17 protein-coding genes are annotated in these 14,420 nt (G+C 42.5%); 5 read left to right on the top strand and 12 right to left on the bottom strand.

Annotated features, from left to right (window positions below; genetic code table 11):
• Together ASU35_RS05640 and ASU35_RS05635 are read right to left on the bottom strand one after the other, a co-directional pair.
• On the bottom strand, positions 1 to 480 hold a 480-nt coding region (locus tag ASU35_RS05640; protein WP_207644124.1), incomplete at its 3' end, for a D-alanyl-D-alanine carboxypeptidase family protein.
• 131 nt (positions 481 to 611) lie between these two features.
• Positions 612 to 2,051, bottom strand: a complete 1,440-nt coding sequence (locus tag ASU35_RS05635; protein WP_058352072.1) for a nicotinate phosphoribosyltransferase — start codon at positions 2,049 to 2,051, stop codon at positions 612 to 614.
• A 171-nt stretch (positions 2,052 to 2,222) separates the two neighbouring features.
• On the opposite strand from ASU35_RS05635, the gene ASU35_RS05630 reads away from it, so the two are divergent.
• Entirely contained in the window at positions 2,223 to 2,978 is a 756-nt protein-coding gene (locus tag ASU35_RS05630) for a lysophospholipid acyltransferase family protein (RefSeq protein WP_341416198.1), read from the top strand.
• 468 nt (positions 2,979 to 3,446) lie between these two features.
• Positions 3,447 to 4,148, top strand: coding sequence for a LytTR family transcriptional regulator DNA-binding domain-containing protein (locus tag ASU35_RS05625; RefSeq protein ID WP_058352071.1), 702 nt, complete (start codon positions 3,447 to 3,449; stop codon positions 4,146 to 4,148).
• A gap of 173 nt (positions 4,149 to 4,321) precedes the next feature.
• Here the strand turns inward: ASU35_RS05625 and ASU35_RS05620 are convergent, their stop codons facing one another.
• The 3 genes from ASU35_RS05620 to ASU35_RS05610 all read right to left on the bottom strand — a co-directional run bounded on the left by ASU35_RS05620 (position 4,322) and on the right by ASU35_RS05610 (position 5,221).
• The gene (locus ASU35_RS05620) at positions 4,322 to 4,651 is read right to left on the bottom strand and encodes a type II toxin-antitoxin system RelE/ParE family toxin (protein WP_058352070.1); all 330 of its coding nucleotides are present in this window, start codon (positions 4,649 to 4,651) and stop codon (positions 4,322 to 4,324) included.
• The gene (locus ASU35_RS05615) at positions 4,644 to 4,901 is read right to left on the bottom strand and encodes a type II toxin-antitoxin system Phd/YefM family antitoxin (protein ID WP_058352069.1); all 258 of its coding nucleotides are present in this window, start codon (positions 4,899 to 4,901) and stop codon (positions 4,644 to 4,646) included. The genes ASU35_RS05620 and ASU35_RS05615 overlap by 8 nt, the downstream gene beginning before the upstream one ends.
• A 113-nt stretch (positions 4,902 to 5,014) precedes the next feature.
• Positions 5,015 to 5,221, bottom strand: a complete 207-nt coding sequence (locus tag ASU35_RS05610) for a type II toxin-antitoxin system YoeB family toxin (protein WP_083504153.1) — start codon at positions 5,219 to 5,221, stop codon at positions 5,015 to 5,017.
• Between the two features lie 177 nt (positions 5,222 to 5,398).
• Here ASU35_RS05610 and ASU35_RS05605 point away from each other — a divergent pair, with 177 nt between their 5' ends.
• Complete coding sequence (locus ASU35_RS05605; RefSeq protein WP_242861209.1) at positions 5,399 to 5,884, top strand: hypothetical protein; 486 nt, start codon at positions 5,399 to 5,401, stop codon at positions 5,882 to 5,884.
• Positions 5,885 to 6,066: 182 nt separating this feature from the next.
• On the opposite strand, the gene ASU35_RS05600 is transcribed toward ASU35_RS05605, so the two are convergent.
• The 4 genes from ASU35_RS05600 to spoIIR form a co-directional block, all read right to left on the bottom strand.
• Positions 6,067 to 6,498: a YwiB family protein gene (locus ASU35_RS05600; RefSeq protein ID WP_058352068.1), complete on the bottom strand. Its 432-nt coding sequence runs from the start codon at positions 6,496 to 6,498 to the stop codon at positions 6,067 to 6,069.
• Between the two features lie 11 nt (positions 6,499 to 6,509).
• Complete coding sequence (murI, locus tag ASU35_RS05595) at positions 6,510 to 7,349, bottom strand: glutamate racemase (RefSeq protein WP_058352067.1); 840 nt, start codon at positions 7,347 to 7,349, stop codon at positions 6,510 to 6,512.
• Between the two features lie 12 nt (positions 7,350 to 7,361).
• A complete protein-coding gene (locus ASU35_RS05590) occupies positions 7,362 to 8,414 on the bottom strand; it encodes a D-alanine--D-alanine ligase family protein (protein WP_058352066.1) in 1,053 nt (350 codons plus the stop codon).
• An 82-nt stretch (positions 8,415 to 8,496) separates the two neighbouring features.
• On the bottom strand, positions 8,497 to 9,138 hold the full coding sequence (gene spoIIR / locus ASU35_RS05585; protein WP_058352065.1) for a stage II sporulation protein R: 642 nt from the start codon (positions 9,136 to 9,138) through the stop codon (positions 8,497 to 8,499).
• Between the two features lie 108 nt (positions 9,139 to 9,246).
• On the opposite strand from spoIIR, the gene ispE reads away from it, so the two are divergent.
• Positions 9,247 to 10,107, top strand: coding sequence for a 4-(cytidine 5'-diphospho)-2-C-methyl-D-erythritol kinase (gene ispE, locus ASU35_RS05580; RefSeq protein ID WP_058352064.1), 861 nt, complete (start codon positions 9,247 to 9,249; stop codon positions 10,105 to 10,107).
• Here ispE and ASU35_RS05575 read toward each other — a convergent pair.
• From ASU35_RS05575 to ASU35_RS05565, 3 genes are all read right to left on the bottom strand, one after another.
• Positions 10,076 to 11,665 carry a DUF3794 and LysM peptidoglycan-binding domain-containing protein gene (locus tag ASU35_RS05575; RefSeq protein WP_058352063.1) on the bottom strand — a complete coding sequence of 530 codons (1,590 nt, stop codon included), beginning with the start codon at positions 11,663 to 11,665 and terminating at the stop codon, positions 10,076 to 10,078. The two genes, ispE and ASU35_RS05575, sit on opposite strands and share 32 nt — an antisense overlap.
• Positions 11,666 to 11,755: 90 nt before the next feature.
• Positions 11,756 to 11,995, bottom strand: a complete 240-nt coding sequence (locus ASU35_RS05570) for a Veg family protein (protein WP_058352062.1) — start codon at positions 11,993 to 11,995, stop codon at positions 11,756 to 11,758.
• A gap of 312 nt (positions 11,996 to 12,307) precedes the next feature.
• Positions 12,308 to 14,068 (bottom strand): S8 family peptidase, encoded by a 1,761-nt coding sequence (locus ASU35_RS05565; protein ID WP_058352061.1) that lies wholly within the window; start codon positions 14,066 to 14,068, stop codon positions 12,308 to 12,310.
• Positions 14,069 to 14,197: 129 nt separating this feature from the next.
• On the opposite strand from ASU35_RS05565, the gene ASU35_RS20690 reads away from it, so the two are divergent.
• Entirely contained in the window at positions 14,198 to 14,371 is a 174-nt protein-coding gene (locus tag ASU35_RS20690; protein ID WP_083504154.1) for a GntR family transcriptional regulator, read from the top strand.
• Positions 14,372 to 14,420: the final 49 nt, after the last annotated feature.

The following is a 14,420-nucleotide window of genomic DNA, read 5'->3' as shown; positions in this document are numbered from 1 at the left end:
TGTCCGCTCACTTCCACTTCTGGCTACATTACTGTCATAAATAGCCTTCTGTCTGTCATAGGAACGGTAGCCTGATACTGCAAACAGCGACAGCTGAGCCTCCTCGGACGCTTTAAAAAGCTCCTCTAAAGCCTTCGCCGCATCCTCTCTCAAAAGCTTCTTTTCCTTGTAACCGGAAAAGCTAAAGGGTACTGAAGGTACTACAAGATTCTCAGGTACATAATCCGCCGGCAAGGCAAATTCTTTATTTATCAGTACGGTTGTACTGTCCTTCGTTGTATCAACAAAAGCACCCCCTGCCTTTTGTTCTGATGACACACTGCTATCTATCATGCCTTCTATTCTCTCCCAATCATCCTCATTATAATAATATTCCTCATTCTCAGGATTATTACTTGCATGAGACTGGGTGGCGTAGGTTCCATAGGCAACAATGCTCAGCATACACAGGGAAGCCATAATTACAATAGCCCTCTTCATCTTATGTTCTCCACATTTTCCACATATTGTAATACACTGCTTTAAGTATACCATATATAGGAAAAAAATCCAGAGAAATTTCACATTTTTTTAAATACCTGTAAAATTTTTGTATTAACAGGTCTAGCAACCTATTTATAATTACTTAAAAGGGTATGTTTCATATCCCATAGCTTTTGGGAAAGATCCACATAAACCTCCTGCGGATTTACCAGACGACGCGTCTCATCCCAAAGAGTATTCAATTCTTCCTGACAATAGCTACGGATTTCCATTACATCCGGTTCCTCATACACACACTGTCCACTTTTAAATACCGGCTTAAGAATTTCTCTCACCTCAAAGCCTCCTGCAGGAAGCAACGTCTTTTTCCAGGTAGCAATTGGGTCAAACAAAAGCAGCTCTTCTGATTCAGAAATTTCTTCCCCAACCAGAGAAATTAAATCTGCCTTGATTTTCCTTGTCTCTTTATCATAGATACGGAATACCGTTTTATTTCCAGGATTAGTTATCTTCCAGGTATTCTCGGAAAGCTTAATCTTTGGAACAAACTCACCATTTCTTTCAATAGCAGCCAGCTTATACACACCGCCAAAGGACGGACAATCCTTAGAGGTAATCAGATTGGTTCCAACACCCCAGGAATTAATCGTAGCTCCCTGTGTCTTTAAGGAATCTATCAAATACTCATCTAAATCGCTAGAAGCACAAATTGACGCCTCTGCAAAACCAGCGTCATCCAGCATTTTTCTTGCCTTTTTAGAAAGGTATGCCAGGTCACCGCTATCCAGACGGATACCATACATTTTTGGCATTTTCCCTGCCTCACGAAGCTCTGTAAATACTTTAATTGCATTCGGTACACCAGACCGAAGAGTGTCATAGGTATCCACCAGTAGAGTAGTATTATTTGGATACAGCTCTGCATATTTACGGAATGCTGTCAATTCATCCTCAAAGCTCATAATCCAGCTGTGTGCATGGGTTCCCAGTGCTGGGATACCAAATTCCTTTGCACACAGTACATTGCTGGTACCGATACATCCGCCAATCACTGCCGCTCTTGCTCCCAATGTACCCGCATCCGGTCCCTGGGCACGGCGAAGCCCAAACTCCATAACCGGCTCACCCTTTGCTGCATAGCAGACCCGAGAAGCCTTCGTTGCAATCAGACTCTGGTGGTTAATGATATTTAAAATTGCAGTCTCTACCAGCTGGGCTTCCATAATCGGTGCTACCACCTTAACCAACGGTTCCATCGGGAAAACCACAGTCCCCTCTGGTATCGCATAGATATCTCCACTGAAGTGGAATCCGGCCAGATAACTCAAAAAATCCTCATCAAATATGCCAAGACCTCTCAAATAAGCTATATCATCATAATCAAAATGCAGCCCCTTAATATAAGCAATCACCTGAGACAGTCCTGCACAAATGGCATAGCCGTTGCCAGATGGATTGTTTCGGTAAAAGGCATCAAAAACTACCGTTTCATTGGTCTGGTTTTTAAAATAGCCCTGCATCATCGTAAGCTCATAAAAATCTGTTAAAAGTGTTAAATTTCCAGTCATATCCTTGTCCTCTCTTTATAAAAGCCTGTTTCGCTTTGTTTTATATCATAATGCCCCTTGACAAGACAGATGTCAAGTGAAAAATTTTTGACAATCCTTTCCTGTAAAAAGCCTTGCTTACCCCAGCTCTAAAGTGGTATACTTTCTGTATTACTTAATATGGAGGACATTATGCGTACTATATTCGTTGTCATTTATTTTATTTTTGTTATGATTGTCAGCCTGCCGCTATATCTTTTCGTTTATCTTATAGGAAAAAAAGATCCAATGAAAATGCACAAAGTAAGTCAGAGTATCGTCTCTCATTTCCTCAAAATCATTCTCTTCCTTGCCGGAGCAAAGGTTACAGTAAAGGGTTTGGAAAATGTCCCAACCCATGAGGCTGTATTATATGTGGGCAATCATCGCGGCTACTTTGATATTCTGCTCGGTTATACCACAGTCCCGACACCAACCAGCTTTGTTTCCAAAAAGGAGATGCTTCATTTCCCTTGTGTAAACCGTTGGATGAAGTTTTTAAGCTGCCTGTTCTTAGACCGCGACAATGTCCGTGAGGGACTTAAGACTATTTTGCAGGGGATTGAACAGATAAAAGCCGGCTACTCTGTCTTTATTATGCCGGAGGGCACCAGGAGCCAGGGAGCTAATCTGCTTCCATTCCATGAGGGAAGCTTTAAGCTGGCCCAGAAATCCGGTTGTGCCATTATCCCTGTTGCCATGACTCATACCGATGATCTTTGGGAAAACCAGTTTCCATGGATGCGAAGTGCAAAGGTCTCCATTACCTATGGAAAGCCTATTTATATGAAGGATTTAGAAAAAGAAGAACAGAAGTTTATCGGTGCCTATGTGCAGAAAATTGTGGAGAAGATGCTGGAGGAGGAGAATTCTGGGTTATCGCAGGAATATGTTTGTAAAAAAATGTAATGCTTGCAGTAAATACATTCCTGCAATAATCCGTTACCAGTGAAATAATAAAAAAACAAAAAGCAACAGCACCTCGCGCGCTTTTACGCACGAAACCTGTTGCTTAAAAAACTGTATGCAAATAAGACAGAACTACCTACCTGTCTGTTAAAATTGTCCTACTGTTTACGAACCAAGTCAAATTAAACATCCTTTTCCTTTTAGAAACTGCTCTATATACATACTTTTAAATATACTGCTTTATTATACACGGTAAGGGCAGAAAAGTAAACTGGCCAAAGGGATAAAATTTTTGATTTGAGAGGTTTTTTATCTAACTTACAAGATTTTTTCGGTTTTATTCTGTTTATTAACATTCAATTCATTTATTATATAAGGCATGGACGCACCAATTCGCATAACTACAATTATATATTTGCATTTTAGCAAACAGCTATTGCAGTTTATCCCATTTTGTGGTAAATACCAATGCCTGATTTGGAAAGATTTTTTAAAAGACACCATTTAGAAATAGAGGATATTCTTTATATATACCGCCGTGACAGAAAAAGTGTGATTTGCTCTGAATCCGGGGAGGAAGCATCTTCCGCTATCCCGATGCATGAATTACTGGCATTTCTGCCGGAGGGGGAATTTATATCTATTTCCAGAAACGCAATCGTGCACCGTGACAAGATTCTCAATATCAGCCATGATGGTGTTTATACCATGGCTGACGGGAAAACCTTTCAGGGCAGGACAAGATACTTAAGTACACACAGACGGCTTAGGCGGGAGATGAATTTTGATGCCCCCCTGCCCCGGGAGAATTCTCTTCCCCCATTAACCTTTTACGAAAAATGCAGTATCTTAGACGATATGCCCGTTGCGTACTGCATAATTGAGCTTGTATTTGATGAGGGCGGTCACGGCGTGGACTTTGTTTTCCGTTACTGCAACAAGCACATGGAAGTCGTGGAGGGCATCCCTGTGGAAGAAATGTTAAACCGTTCTTTTTATGAGGTGTTCAAAAATGGGGACAGAAAATGGCTGGTTTCTTACGCAGATGTAGCCCTAAACGGCTCGAAACGCACACTTTACGATTACAGCCCGGAAATCAGCAAAAACCTGACCATCTACTGCTACCAGCCACAGCCGGGGTTCTGCGCCTGTGTGCTGGTGCCGGAGTAAGCCACTTTTACTCCGCTTTATCCTTCGTATAAATTAGCGACTCAATCCTTTCAATCTATCAGTAAATAGATAAAATATCTCAAAACGAAAAAGGTGTATGGATTTGATTTTTCTTTTGCATACACCTTTTTGGTTAACATAACTGCTCTAACGCTGTTCTTTCCTATTCTGTTTTATAACAAATTATCTCTGTCCTGCTTATTATACAAGAACCTTCGCACTTCCATAATCTTATCTTTGCCCTCGTCATCAATAACTACATACCAGACAACAAAGTTTTTCACATAAATACGATAATATGAATACCGTCTTTCTTTCATTGAATGATAAGGCTCAAATGCTTCTGCCACAGGCTGTCTCTCCAATATGGCTTTTTCTACTGCATCAATCAAAGCATTTGCTGCCTTCTCATTATGCAGTTTTTCCTTAATATAGACTATCTTCTGCTCCAAATCCTCATAGAACAGAGGTAAATATCGCAGCTTATACTTTGCATCACCCATTTACCCTCCTCCGAAGATTTGAGAACACCTCCTCATGTGTATACCTTCTGTTATCTTCCATGGCTGCTCTGTCGGCCTCATCAAGTGCGTTTTCCACACCATCTGTTAATCTTGAGTATGCTTCCAGACTTAAAACAACCATGGCACCATAGCCATTCTTAGTTAAATACACCGGGTCTCCTTCTCCCACAGCCCTCTCTATATCCGGAAACTTATTTCTTAAATCTGAAACGGGTCTGATCTGTATCATAAGAGCCTCCTTATCAAAACTTTATCATAATTTTATCTGCATTTTTATTATACCCTAATATGGCTGATTTTACAATGATTATATCCTTCCCGGTAATACTCGCTTGGCAGCTCCTATTCATACTCCTTCTGCGCTTTATCCTCCATTTTCCTGCAAAAAAGCCAAATACAATGTGCTATCATATTGGAAACTAATCTGTGTTCATCTGTAATGCGTCTGCTACAGGCTTTACGGTACTTTAATGGTTCGGGCTTACCAGTTCCAATTAAAAGCCCATTGCGGTCAATATCTTTAATAAGCTCATTGATACGCTTTACCATTTTTTTAGAATTATCGCCCTTCGTAGTCCTAGCTTAAAAGCTATAATAGCAACACTCTTTTCGTTTCTTGAAAATCAAAACAAATCGATAAACCAAAATTTAAATTTTCTTCTTGGCATTTTGTCCTTTTAATGGTACAATAGATAGGCTAGAATATTTCAAGGGGGTTCATTAACCATGAATATGTATTTGCTGCCATTTATGGCATTTTCCTTAAGCCCGCTTATGATCACCTTGATTGTGATTACCGTCGTGCTTGCTGCTATTTTAGTTGCTCTGTGGTTCTACGGTAATAAGCTGCAAAAAAGACAAGCTACCGCTGAGGAGCAGATGGAAGCTGTTGCACAGACTGTTTCTATGCTGGTTATTGACAAAAAACGAATGAAGATAACAGAGGCAGGACTTCCCCAAATCGTTATCGACCAGACACCTAAGCTGTTTCGCCGCTCCAAGGTGCCGATTGTAAAAGCTAAAATCGGTCCAAAGATTACCTCCTTTATCTGTGACGAAAAGGCTTTTGACATCATTCCAGTAAAAACAGAGGTTAAAGTAGTTTTAAGCGGTATCTACATCAAGAACGTAAAAAGTGCTCGTGGCGGTCTTGAGCAACGTCCGGAGAAGCAGGGCTTCTTTAAGCGTCATTTTGGAAAAAAGAATAAATAAAACATACATCAAAAGATGGGCTGCCATACTGGTATGGTAGCCCATCTTTATTTTATTCGATAGGAAAATGCGTCCTATACGAATAAAAAACGCTCCGCTAAGGATCGCACTGCGGCGGCGTGGAAGATGTCGCTTTCGCGACCCGCCGCAGGCGGAGAGTTTGCTTTGCAAACTCTGTGTTCCTACCTCTCCACAATCTTTATCTTAATCACACACTCTGACACATGATTATAATTAACATCCAAGGTATAGCGAATATCTACTACTATGCCCTCTGGAAGCTCTGTGACCGATACTGAGTTTGTATCTATCCCAATCATCAGATTACCTACCGGTGTCTGATAGCAGGTCATCGTCTTTTTTCCTTTTTCAAAGGTCATGACCACATTGTTGAAGCCACTTTTGCGAAGCTCTACGGCATCTTCTGAAAATTTCAGGGTGTTTTTCGTGATACCACCTTTTATGCCGCCTTCATCCTCTGTAAGCTCCTCGTACAGCACATAATGCTTTCCATTTCTAAAATAATACTCACCTGGAGAAATCATCTCCAGAGCCTCATCTTCATTAATTTCAAACTGAAGACCGGCAATTGCTATTAAAACCTCTTTTTTCATCTATAGCTCCATTAGTATTTTTCAATATTAATATCCTGTGTTGTAATTACCCGGCATGGAAGTATCGTATTGGCAAAGGCCTTGAATCGCTCTGCACCGTCACTCACATAAAACTCATGCTCCGGCAGGGAAGCTTCCTCCATGGCCTCTCCGACCGTCATCCGGCTTTCGCATAGCAAGTCCTTTTCCTTCAGCACCTTTCGAAGGCTAATAGCCGTCTCATAGGCTGGATTTACGAGTGCTACGTCTTCACCAATTACCTTTTGCAGAGTATGGCGGATAAGCGGATAATGGGTACATCCAAGCACCAGTGTATCAATGCCATAGCCCTTCAGCTCACTAAAATACCGGTCAGCTACCTCTACCATAATAGAGTCATACAGCCAGCCCTCCTCGACAAGTGGCACAAAGAGCGGACATGCCTTTGAGAATACTTTAAGCTCCGGATTAATGCCCCGGATATATTCATTATAAATATTACTGTTTACAGTTCCAATCGTACCGATAATGCCAATTTTCCCATTTTTCGTCGTCTTTGCTGCCACCTTGGCTCCCGGCTTCACCACACCAATGACCGGAATATCATTTTCCCGGCTCAAGGTTTCTAGAGCAAAGGCACTGGCGGTATTACAGGCAATAACAATTGCCTTTACCTCCTTTGTCCGTAAAAACTTGGCAATCTGTCTGGAAAATCCAATAATTGTATCCTTTGACTTGCTTCCGTAAGGCACCCGGGCAGTATCTCCAAAGTAGATAATCCGCTCTCCCGGAATCTGCCGCATAATTTCTCTGGCAACCGTAAGCCCACCTACACCGGAGTCAAAAACACCAATCGGTGCATCGCTTCCCATAAAAAGTACCTCCTAACGCACAAAAGCCAGGTCAATCAGCTTATTTACCAGTTCCTTTTTACCAATTCCCTTTGCTTCCCAAAGCATCGGATACATGCTGATGGCAGTAAAACCAGGCAAGGTATTGATTTCATTAAATACAACCTCGTTTGTATCCTTTTCTACAAAAAAGTCAACTCTGGATAAACCAAAGCCATCTACTGCACGGAAAATATCAACAGCAGCCTTACGGATGGTCTCCTCAACTCCCTCTGGAAGCTCTGGAGAAATGATCGTCTTAGACTCTGTATTATTATATTTTGCATCATAATCATAAAAATCAGCTGCCGCCAGGATTTCACCTACACCGGAAGCCTTTGGCTCATAAGCACCAAGAACAGCACATTCCACCTCACGGCCTAGGATGGTTTCTTCCACCAAAATCTTTTTATCATGCTCTGCTGCCAGCTCTAATGCCTTTATAAGCTCTTTCCGGTTAGAAGCCTTAGAGACGCCACAGGAAGAGCCTGCATTGGACGGCTTTACAAATACCGGATAGCTCTGTGCTTTTTCCACCCGGGCAATCACACTGTCCATATCTCTAAGCTCATGCTTGTGCACCGGCACATATTTTGCCTGGCGGATATGTAAGGTGTCCACAATAACCTTGGTATAAAACTTGTCCATGGACACAGCAGAAGCCACTACGCCGCAGCCCACATAGGGGATACCAGCCAGTTTTAAAAGCCCCTGAACCGTACCATCCTCTCCATACAGGCCATGAAGTGCCGGAAATACCACATCCACCTTAACTACCTGAGCTTTTCCTTCCTCCATGAAAATAATACCCTTATGGGAAGCATCTGGAGAAAGCACTGCTGTTGTCTTACTGTCTCTCCAGACACCAGACTTCACATCCTCAAGACAGGCAGCCTTTAGCCATCTTCCATCCTTTGTAATACCAATCAAAATCACTTCATACTTTTCTGTATCTATATTGGAAATAATCGTTGCTGCTGATACGCAGGATACCTCATGCTCTGAGGACTGTCCTCCGAACAGCACTGCAATAGTTTTCTTATTCACGCTTAACCTCTTTTCTGCATAGCTTCCTTTTTCAGACTTTTGCCGCTACGCTGGCTTTCAAGTCTGTATTCTGATTGTACTCTTAAATAGAAAAATAATCAATAACCTTATTTAGGTATTCCACGATTTTTAACTTGAAAAATATCTGGTCTTCTTTCTTCTGGCAAAGGCTTTCATATTCCTCCTCTGTCAGAACCTCCTTAAATTTTTCCTTATTTTCTTCAGTAATCTCCTGCTTTGTCTCGTCCACAAAGCACAGAGTCGGGAACATAACACACCACCAGTTTCTCCCTTCTGCTTTACCAAGAAAAATCCGCAAGGCCTCATATTCTCCCGCCGGAAATACCAAATCACCATACTGCTTTACCGGAAATACAGCCTGTCCTAGAGATGCCGTAGCTTTGTAGGAAAAACCATTCTCCTCAATTACCTCCTGCGAAATCACCTCCAGCTCGCCCAGATTATCACCAATGATTTCTCTTGCTTCTTCTACGCTCTCTGCCCCGTCAAGCTCTCCCCGCAGCCTTTCTACTACTGCATCCTTAACCTTCAATTTAAGCTCCTGGTCACAATCCCTGTCACTGTCAGCAATGACGTGCAGGCGGATAATTTCCTCTGCAATCGCCTCCTGATAGCTCACCTGGTCTCTCCTTTCCTTATGAAAAAGTAATAAAATACCTATAATGAATGCCACAAGTAGCCAGAAAATTTTCTTTTCCTTCATTTATGTACGCCTCCTTAGCTTCTCTTTAAGGAAAATTCTTTCCAGCTATTTGCATTTTATACCCTGCTTGTGTATAATAGACTTATATTTTACGCTGAGGAGGTTTTTATGGATACTATCAAGCTTCGTGCCTATGCAAAAATCAATCTTGGACTGGATGTTGTCCACCGCCGGGAAGATGGCTATCACGAAGTCCGCATGATTATGCAGACTATCAGTCTGCATGACCGTTTAAACATCCGTGCCTGTAAAAAGGACGATATTTCCATAAAAACAAATCTTTCCTATCTTCCAACCAATGAAAATAATCTGGTGTACAAGGCCGCCCTGCTTTTAAAGGAAGAATTTGGTATTAGGGAAGGCGTTTCCATCCACCTGGACAAGCATATTCCTGTCGCAGCAGGCATGGCCGGCGGCAGTACTGATGCAGCAGCAGCCCTGGTTGGTCTAAACCAGCTGTTTCAGCTTGGTCTTACAAAAGAAGAGCTAATGGAACGTGCTGTCCGGCTGGGAGCCGATGTTCCTTACTGCATCCTTGGCGGCACCGCTCTTTCCGAGGGCATCGGTGAAGTTCTGACTCCGCTTCCTAAGCTGCCGGAGTGCTTTGTTTTGATTGCCAAACCGCCAATGCATGTATCTACCAAATTTGTATATGAAAATCTAAGCCTAGATACCCTGCCGTCCCATCCGGATATTGACGGTATGACAGAGGCTATCCAGACCGGACAGCTTGAGGGTGTTATAAGCCGGATGGAAAATGTGTTAGAATCAGTTACCATTCCAGAATATCCGGTTATCGGCCAGCTAAAGGATATTATGAAAAATGCAGGAGCAAAAAATGCATTAATGAGCGGTAGCGGCCCCACTGTGTTTGGTATTTTCACAGAAGAAGCCGCCGCAAACAATGCCCTTAAGCTATGTCGGAAACAGAATCCTTCTAACGTGGTGTTTCTTGCAACAGTGGTATAGAATCTACCTGCTTCATCAAAAGCAGCTTATCACCAGGATTTACTGCCTCTGTTTCCAGCTCATTGAGCTCCATGATACTTTCTAATGTTGTATTAAAAGCCTTTGCGATATCCCAAAGGCTTTCTTTTTCGCTTGCGATATAGCCTACCAGTCCCGGAAGCTCACTAAGCTTATCAAGAAGACTTCCCTCTTCCTTTATTTCGGTAATAATCTCTTCCTTTAACGAATCAAACACCAATGCTTCCAGCCCAAGAGAAGCCTTTACCTCCAGCTCATCTGCACTCACCATCAGCGTAGAAAGCTGCTCTACAAAAGGACGAATATCAAAGGTAGAATCCGGTTTTATATTTTTCACTTCAATTAGCTGTTCAAAAGGAATACTCTGCTTCATTGAGTTGACCGGCCGCAGGTCATCCTCTGTAATATAAAGTACCTGCACCTCCAAAACACCCTCAACCCTGATACCACTTTCCTCGATTTTCTCTTCATCCAGCTTTACACTGCCGGAGACATTGCACACCTGCAGAATCGGAAGCTGCCCCTGCTCCAGCCGAATATTCTCAGAAAGCCTTAACTTACTGGCATTTTTCATCAAAAGATTTTTATAATGTGCCTCCTTTTTTACCGGTGAAAGTATCTGGGTTGTCGAATAAAAATCCTCCAGAAGCTCTATTTCTTCCTCTTCATAAAGCTTGATATCCAGCTCCAGCACAGCTTCTATATCCAGTGTCCTCTGCTCCCCATCTTCGTCCGGCTTGACTGCAATATCCTCTGACAAAATGGAAATCCCTATATCACCAATCATATCCTCCCTGCAGCCACTGCATTCCAGCATACTGCTTACAGAGACAACAACTGTCCAATAATCCAATGGTGTCTCCTGGCTTTCTCCGGCATACAGAAGAAAAAGCTCCAAATCCCCTTTTATCGAAAGCTTGTCGCCAAGCAGACGAAGCTCCAGATTCCGCAGCTCCAGATTCCTATACAGCAAATCCTCAATATTCGGTTTTCCCAACGGCAGACTCGCCTCATCCTTTACCCGGAGAGTATCCTTCTTCACAATCGGTGCATTTGTAATATGTATTGTCTTATTCTTTGACTGGATGCCCTCCTCCCCTTCAATCCCGGTTGCTGTTTCCTCTTCGTAGCCGGTCTCAGCACAGAAGTTCAGTGTCAGAATCGCTCTTACATTTAGTTTTCTGGAATTAATCAGGGAAGCTGTCATGTCCTCTAATTCCCATTTTACAGCAATGGTTTCCCCGCCATCAATTTCATCCATATTGACAATTTCCTCAAAAGGAACCTCTCCTGTAATATGGTGTACCGGACGTTCTCTATCCTCACTGATGTATAGAAGATTAAAAACAAGCTTTCCCTTTATCTGAAAGCGACCATTCATTGGTACCACGTCTGTAATCACTACATGCCCCTGTTCCTTTACTATCCACTCGACATCCGGCTTTACATCCGGTACGTTAAAATCATCATCCAGAGTCAGCTGCACCATACTGCTGCATTTTACCTGGTTCATGTGAATACTTCTCTTTAACAGCTCCATATTATCCCTCCTGTTCCTTACACTATATTCCAAAGAACACAAAAAAAGAACCGGCACACATCTACCGGTTCTGATTTATATCCAAAGCAGCTACATCAAAGAAAGGCATACATCCTTTGTCAGCACATCCGTATAACTATAAGACACCATCTGGCTGGTCGCCTCGACGTCATTAGCTACCTCTACCAGAAAAATACTTGGATAAGTCTCTGTAATAATGCCTTCAGTCACATCAATTTTATGTCTTCCTTTGTTCGATTTAATACGCACCCTGCTCCCAATATGAGCATTTACTACTTTTCTTACCTGTCCTACGTCCAGCTGTCTCATGATATGCCTCCCTCATTCTGGTTTTACTCAGTCAACTATATCATAAGAGACAATATTTGTCAATAGAATTTTCAGAAAATTCAGCTCATTGTATTTAGTTGTGTGTAATATTATGCACAACATCCTCTTGATTTTCAGTTTCTTTTAATGCAAGATTTTGTTTTCTTAATTTTCTTTCTTTTTATTCCATAGTTGTATTGCACAATTTTCCATTTCATTTTTGTGCATATTATACAATTTTTTTTGCACTTTCAGCTTTTACGTCACAATATCTTGTCAACTTTTTGTTTGATATCCACAAAATCTTGTAGCCTATTGCGGCAAGCTGTCTAACAAACAAAGTGCCCCATAACCAAACAGTGGATTTGGGTAACCTTCCTCCTCCGGCAGCTGCCTGGCTCCGTTAATTAAATAGGCACGAATCTTTTCTCCATACAGATAAGGATCATTTCCCTGTACAATTCCCCATTCCATTAAAAGTGCCGCCGAGCCTGTCACAAAAGGTGTTGCCATAGAGGTTCCGCTTTTTACTGCATAGCCGCCGCCAGGAGCTGTAGACATAATTCCTACCCCCGGAGCTGTCAAATCCGGCTTTACCGTCCGGTTGTCCCGGGTAAAGCCACGCCCGGAAAAGGGGGCATAGCTGTTGGTTCTTCCATCGTAGGCTCCAACAGAAATCGCCCTATCTGTCGTTGAAGGTATCGTAAGGGTTGTTTCTTCTGTCGGTCGTAAAAACCGGGTATCTGCTGAAAGCTGTCCACCTGCCGGAAGCCACAAATCAAAGGTACCCTCAATTAGCCTTCGCGGAAAAAAACGAATTTTCCAGATGCCAGCATTCATCCTCTGCCTTACCGGAATAAAATCAAAATACAGCTCCTGTAAAGGATTGTAGGGAACCGGTTCTCCATAATACATAAGAATTTCCGTCTGCTCCAGTGTAAATCTCTGCGTTCCTAGAACACGACTGATTCTTCCGCTTTCCTGCCCGCCAGGGCTTACAAGCTCCACATCGTAATCATCATAAAAGTTTTTCCACAACTGCAGGTTGATGGAACTGGTTCCTTCAGCTACTGCAAATTCTACCTCGGTAATTCCTGCCTGATTTAGAAAATCCCTGCCGACCTTTCCGCTGACATGCCGCCCTGCAACTCCATCATTACCAGTTCCAATACAGATTACATTTTTCCAAATTGCTGCCATTGTATTCAAATAGGTCTCTAAAAGTGAACGTCCGCTATGGGAGCCATAACTGTTTCCAAAGCTTAAATTAATAGCGACCGGCCGACCTCGCTGGGTTGCCACTTCAATAATCCAGTTTACTGCCTCCATAAGCCTTGTAGTTCTTGGGAAAGAATCTCCCTCCGTATTTCCCAGCTTTACAACCAGAAGCTCACTTTCCGGTGCTACACCTGTATACTGCCCCCGGCTTGCCCTTCCATTGCCACCGCAGATACCGGCTACATGGGTGCCATGCCCTGACAAATCCACCGAGGGCACCAGTTCAAGAGCTGCCTGTCGGCTTCCAGCCGCTAAAGCCTCATTAATCCGTTCTTCCGTATATAAGGTACCCACCGTGTAGCCCGGCGGCGGCCCCAGTGTCTCCTGCGATATTGTCTGATCCCACAGCCCCAGTATCCGGGTGCTTCCATCCTCTCTCCGGAAATCAGGATGGCTGTAGTCAATTCCCGAATCAACCAACCCCAATATAACACCCCTTCCGGTCAACTGATAGGGCGGTCTTGTTAGCGGAACAATACAAGAGACTGCTTTTCCCTGATTCACAGCGAAAAACAGTCTCTTTGGTTTTTCAATAAAAATAATTTCTTCGTAGCCTACCAGTTCATCTATCCTATCCTCTGCGACTATCACTACTGCATAGCCACTCATCAGAGTAGTAACCTCTGCCGAAAGCTCTCTTTGAATCCTCTCAAGACTTCCCACATACCGTACAATCAACTCCCAGCGTTTCTCTTCTGGCTCAAAGCCCACCTCTAAATCCAAAGTCTTTTCTCTTTCCCGATTAGTCACATTAAGGGCCAGACTCAGCTGGTTATCAATCTTACCACTATCCATGAAGGCTCCTGTCTGTTTTCTTCTATTGTATGCATCCCTTCATATTAAAAATACCACCTACTATTCTAAACAAAATTATTTGTTATTTTTTACTACTTATAGTAGCATATTAATATATGATCTAAGTATATTCCTTTAGGAGGCAACGAAAATGCAACTAATGTATTATATCTTGAAGTCTATCAAAAAATATTAGAATCCATTCATTCTTTAGAATATATAGAAAACACCCCTCTTCCATCTGAACGCTATCTTTCGGAACGCTATCATGTAAGCCGTTCTTACTATCATTCGAGGAGATAAATATATCTTCAAGATAGATTTTCCAAAAGATATGACTGATAGGGCTGTC

The organism is Acetivibrio ethanolgignens, assembly GCF_001461035.1.
GTDB lineage: Bacteria > Bacillota > Clostridia > Lachnospirales > Lachnospiraceae > Velocimicrobium > Velocimicrobium ethanolgignens.
The sequence above is the reverse complement of the archived record's forward strand: the minus strand, read 5'-3'. Positions and strand labels throughout refer to the sequence as shown.

What these genes read in the sequence shown, in the direction of transcription:
- ASU35_RS05635 (WP_058352072.1), bottom strand. Translation starts at nt 2,051, where the DNA reads ATGACTGGAAATTTAACACTTTTAACAGATTTTTATGAGCTTACGATG.
- ASU35_RS05630 (WP_341416198.1), top strand. Translation starts at nt 2,223, where the DNA reads ATGCGTACTATATTCGTTGTCATTTATTTTATTTTTGTTATGATTGTC.
- ASU35_RS05625 (WP_058352071.1), top strand. Translation starts at nt 3,447, where the DNA reads ATGCCTGATTTGGAAAGATTTTTTAAAAGACACCATTTAGAAATAGAG.
- ASU35_RS05620 (WP_058352070.1), bottom strand. Translation starts at nt 4,651, where the DNA reads ATGGGTGATGCAAAGTATAAGCTGCGATATTTACCTCTGTTCTATGAG.
- ASU35_RS05615 (WP_058352069.1), bottom strand. Translation starts at nt 4,901, where the DNA reads ATGATACAGATCAGACCCGTTTCAGATTTAAGAAATAAGTTTCCGGAT.
- ASU35_RS05610 (WP_083504153.1), bottom strand. Translation starts at nt 5,221, where the DNA reads ATGGTAAAGCGTATCAATGAGCTTATTAAAGATATTGACCGCAATGGG.
- ASU35_RS05605 (WP_242861209.1), top strand. Translation starts at nt 5,399, where the DNA reads ATGAATATGTATTTGCTGCCATTTATGGCATTTTCCTTAAGCCCGCTT.
- ASU35_RS05600 (WP_058352068.1), bottom strand. Translation starts at nt 6,498, where the DNA reads ATGAAAAAAGAGGTTTTAATAGCAATTGCCGGTCTTCAGTTTGAAATT.
- murI (WP_058352067.1), bottom strand. Translation starts at nt 7,349, where the DNA reads ATGGGAAGCGATGCACCGATTGGTGTTTTTGACTCCGGTGTAGGTGGG.
- spoIIR (WP_058352065.1), bottom strand. Translation starts at nt 9,138, where the DNA reads ATGAAGGAAAAGAAAATTTTCTGGCTACTTGTGGCATTCATTATAGGT.
- ispE (WP_058352064.1), top strand. Translation starts at nt 9,247, where the DNA reads ATGGATACTATCAAGCTTCGTGCCTATGCAAAAATCAATCTTGGACTG.
- ASU35_RS05575 (WP_058352063.1), bottom strand. Translation starts at nt 11,665, where the DNA reads ATGGAGCTGTTAAAGAGAAGTATTCACATGAACCAGGTAAAATGCAGC.
- ASU35_RS05570 (WP_058352062.1), bottom strand. Translation starts at nt 11,995, where the DNA reads ATGAGACAGCTGGACGTAGGACAGGTAAGAAAAGTAGTAAATGCTCAT.
- ASU35_RS05565 (WP_058352061.1), bottom strand. Translation starts at nt 14,068, where the DNA reads ATGGATAGTGGTAAGATTGATAACCAGCTGAGTCTGGCCCTTAATGTG.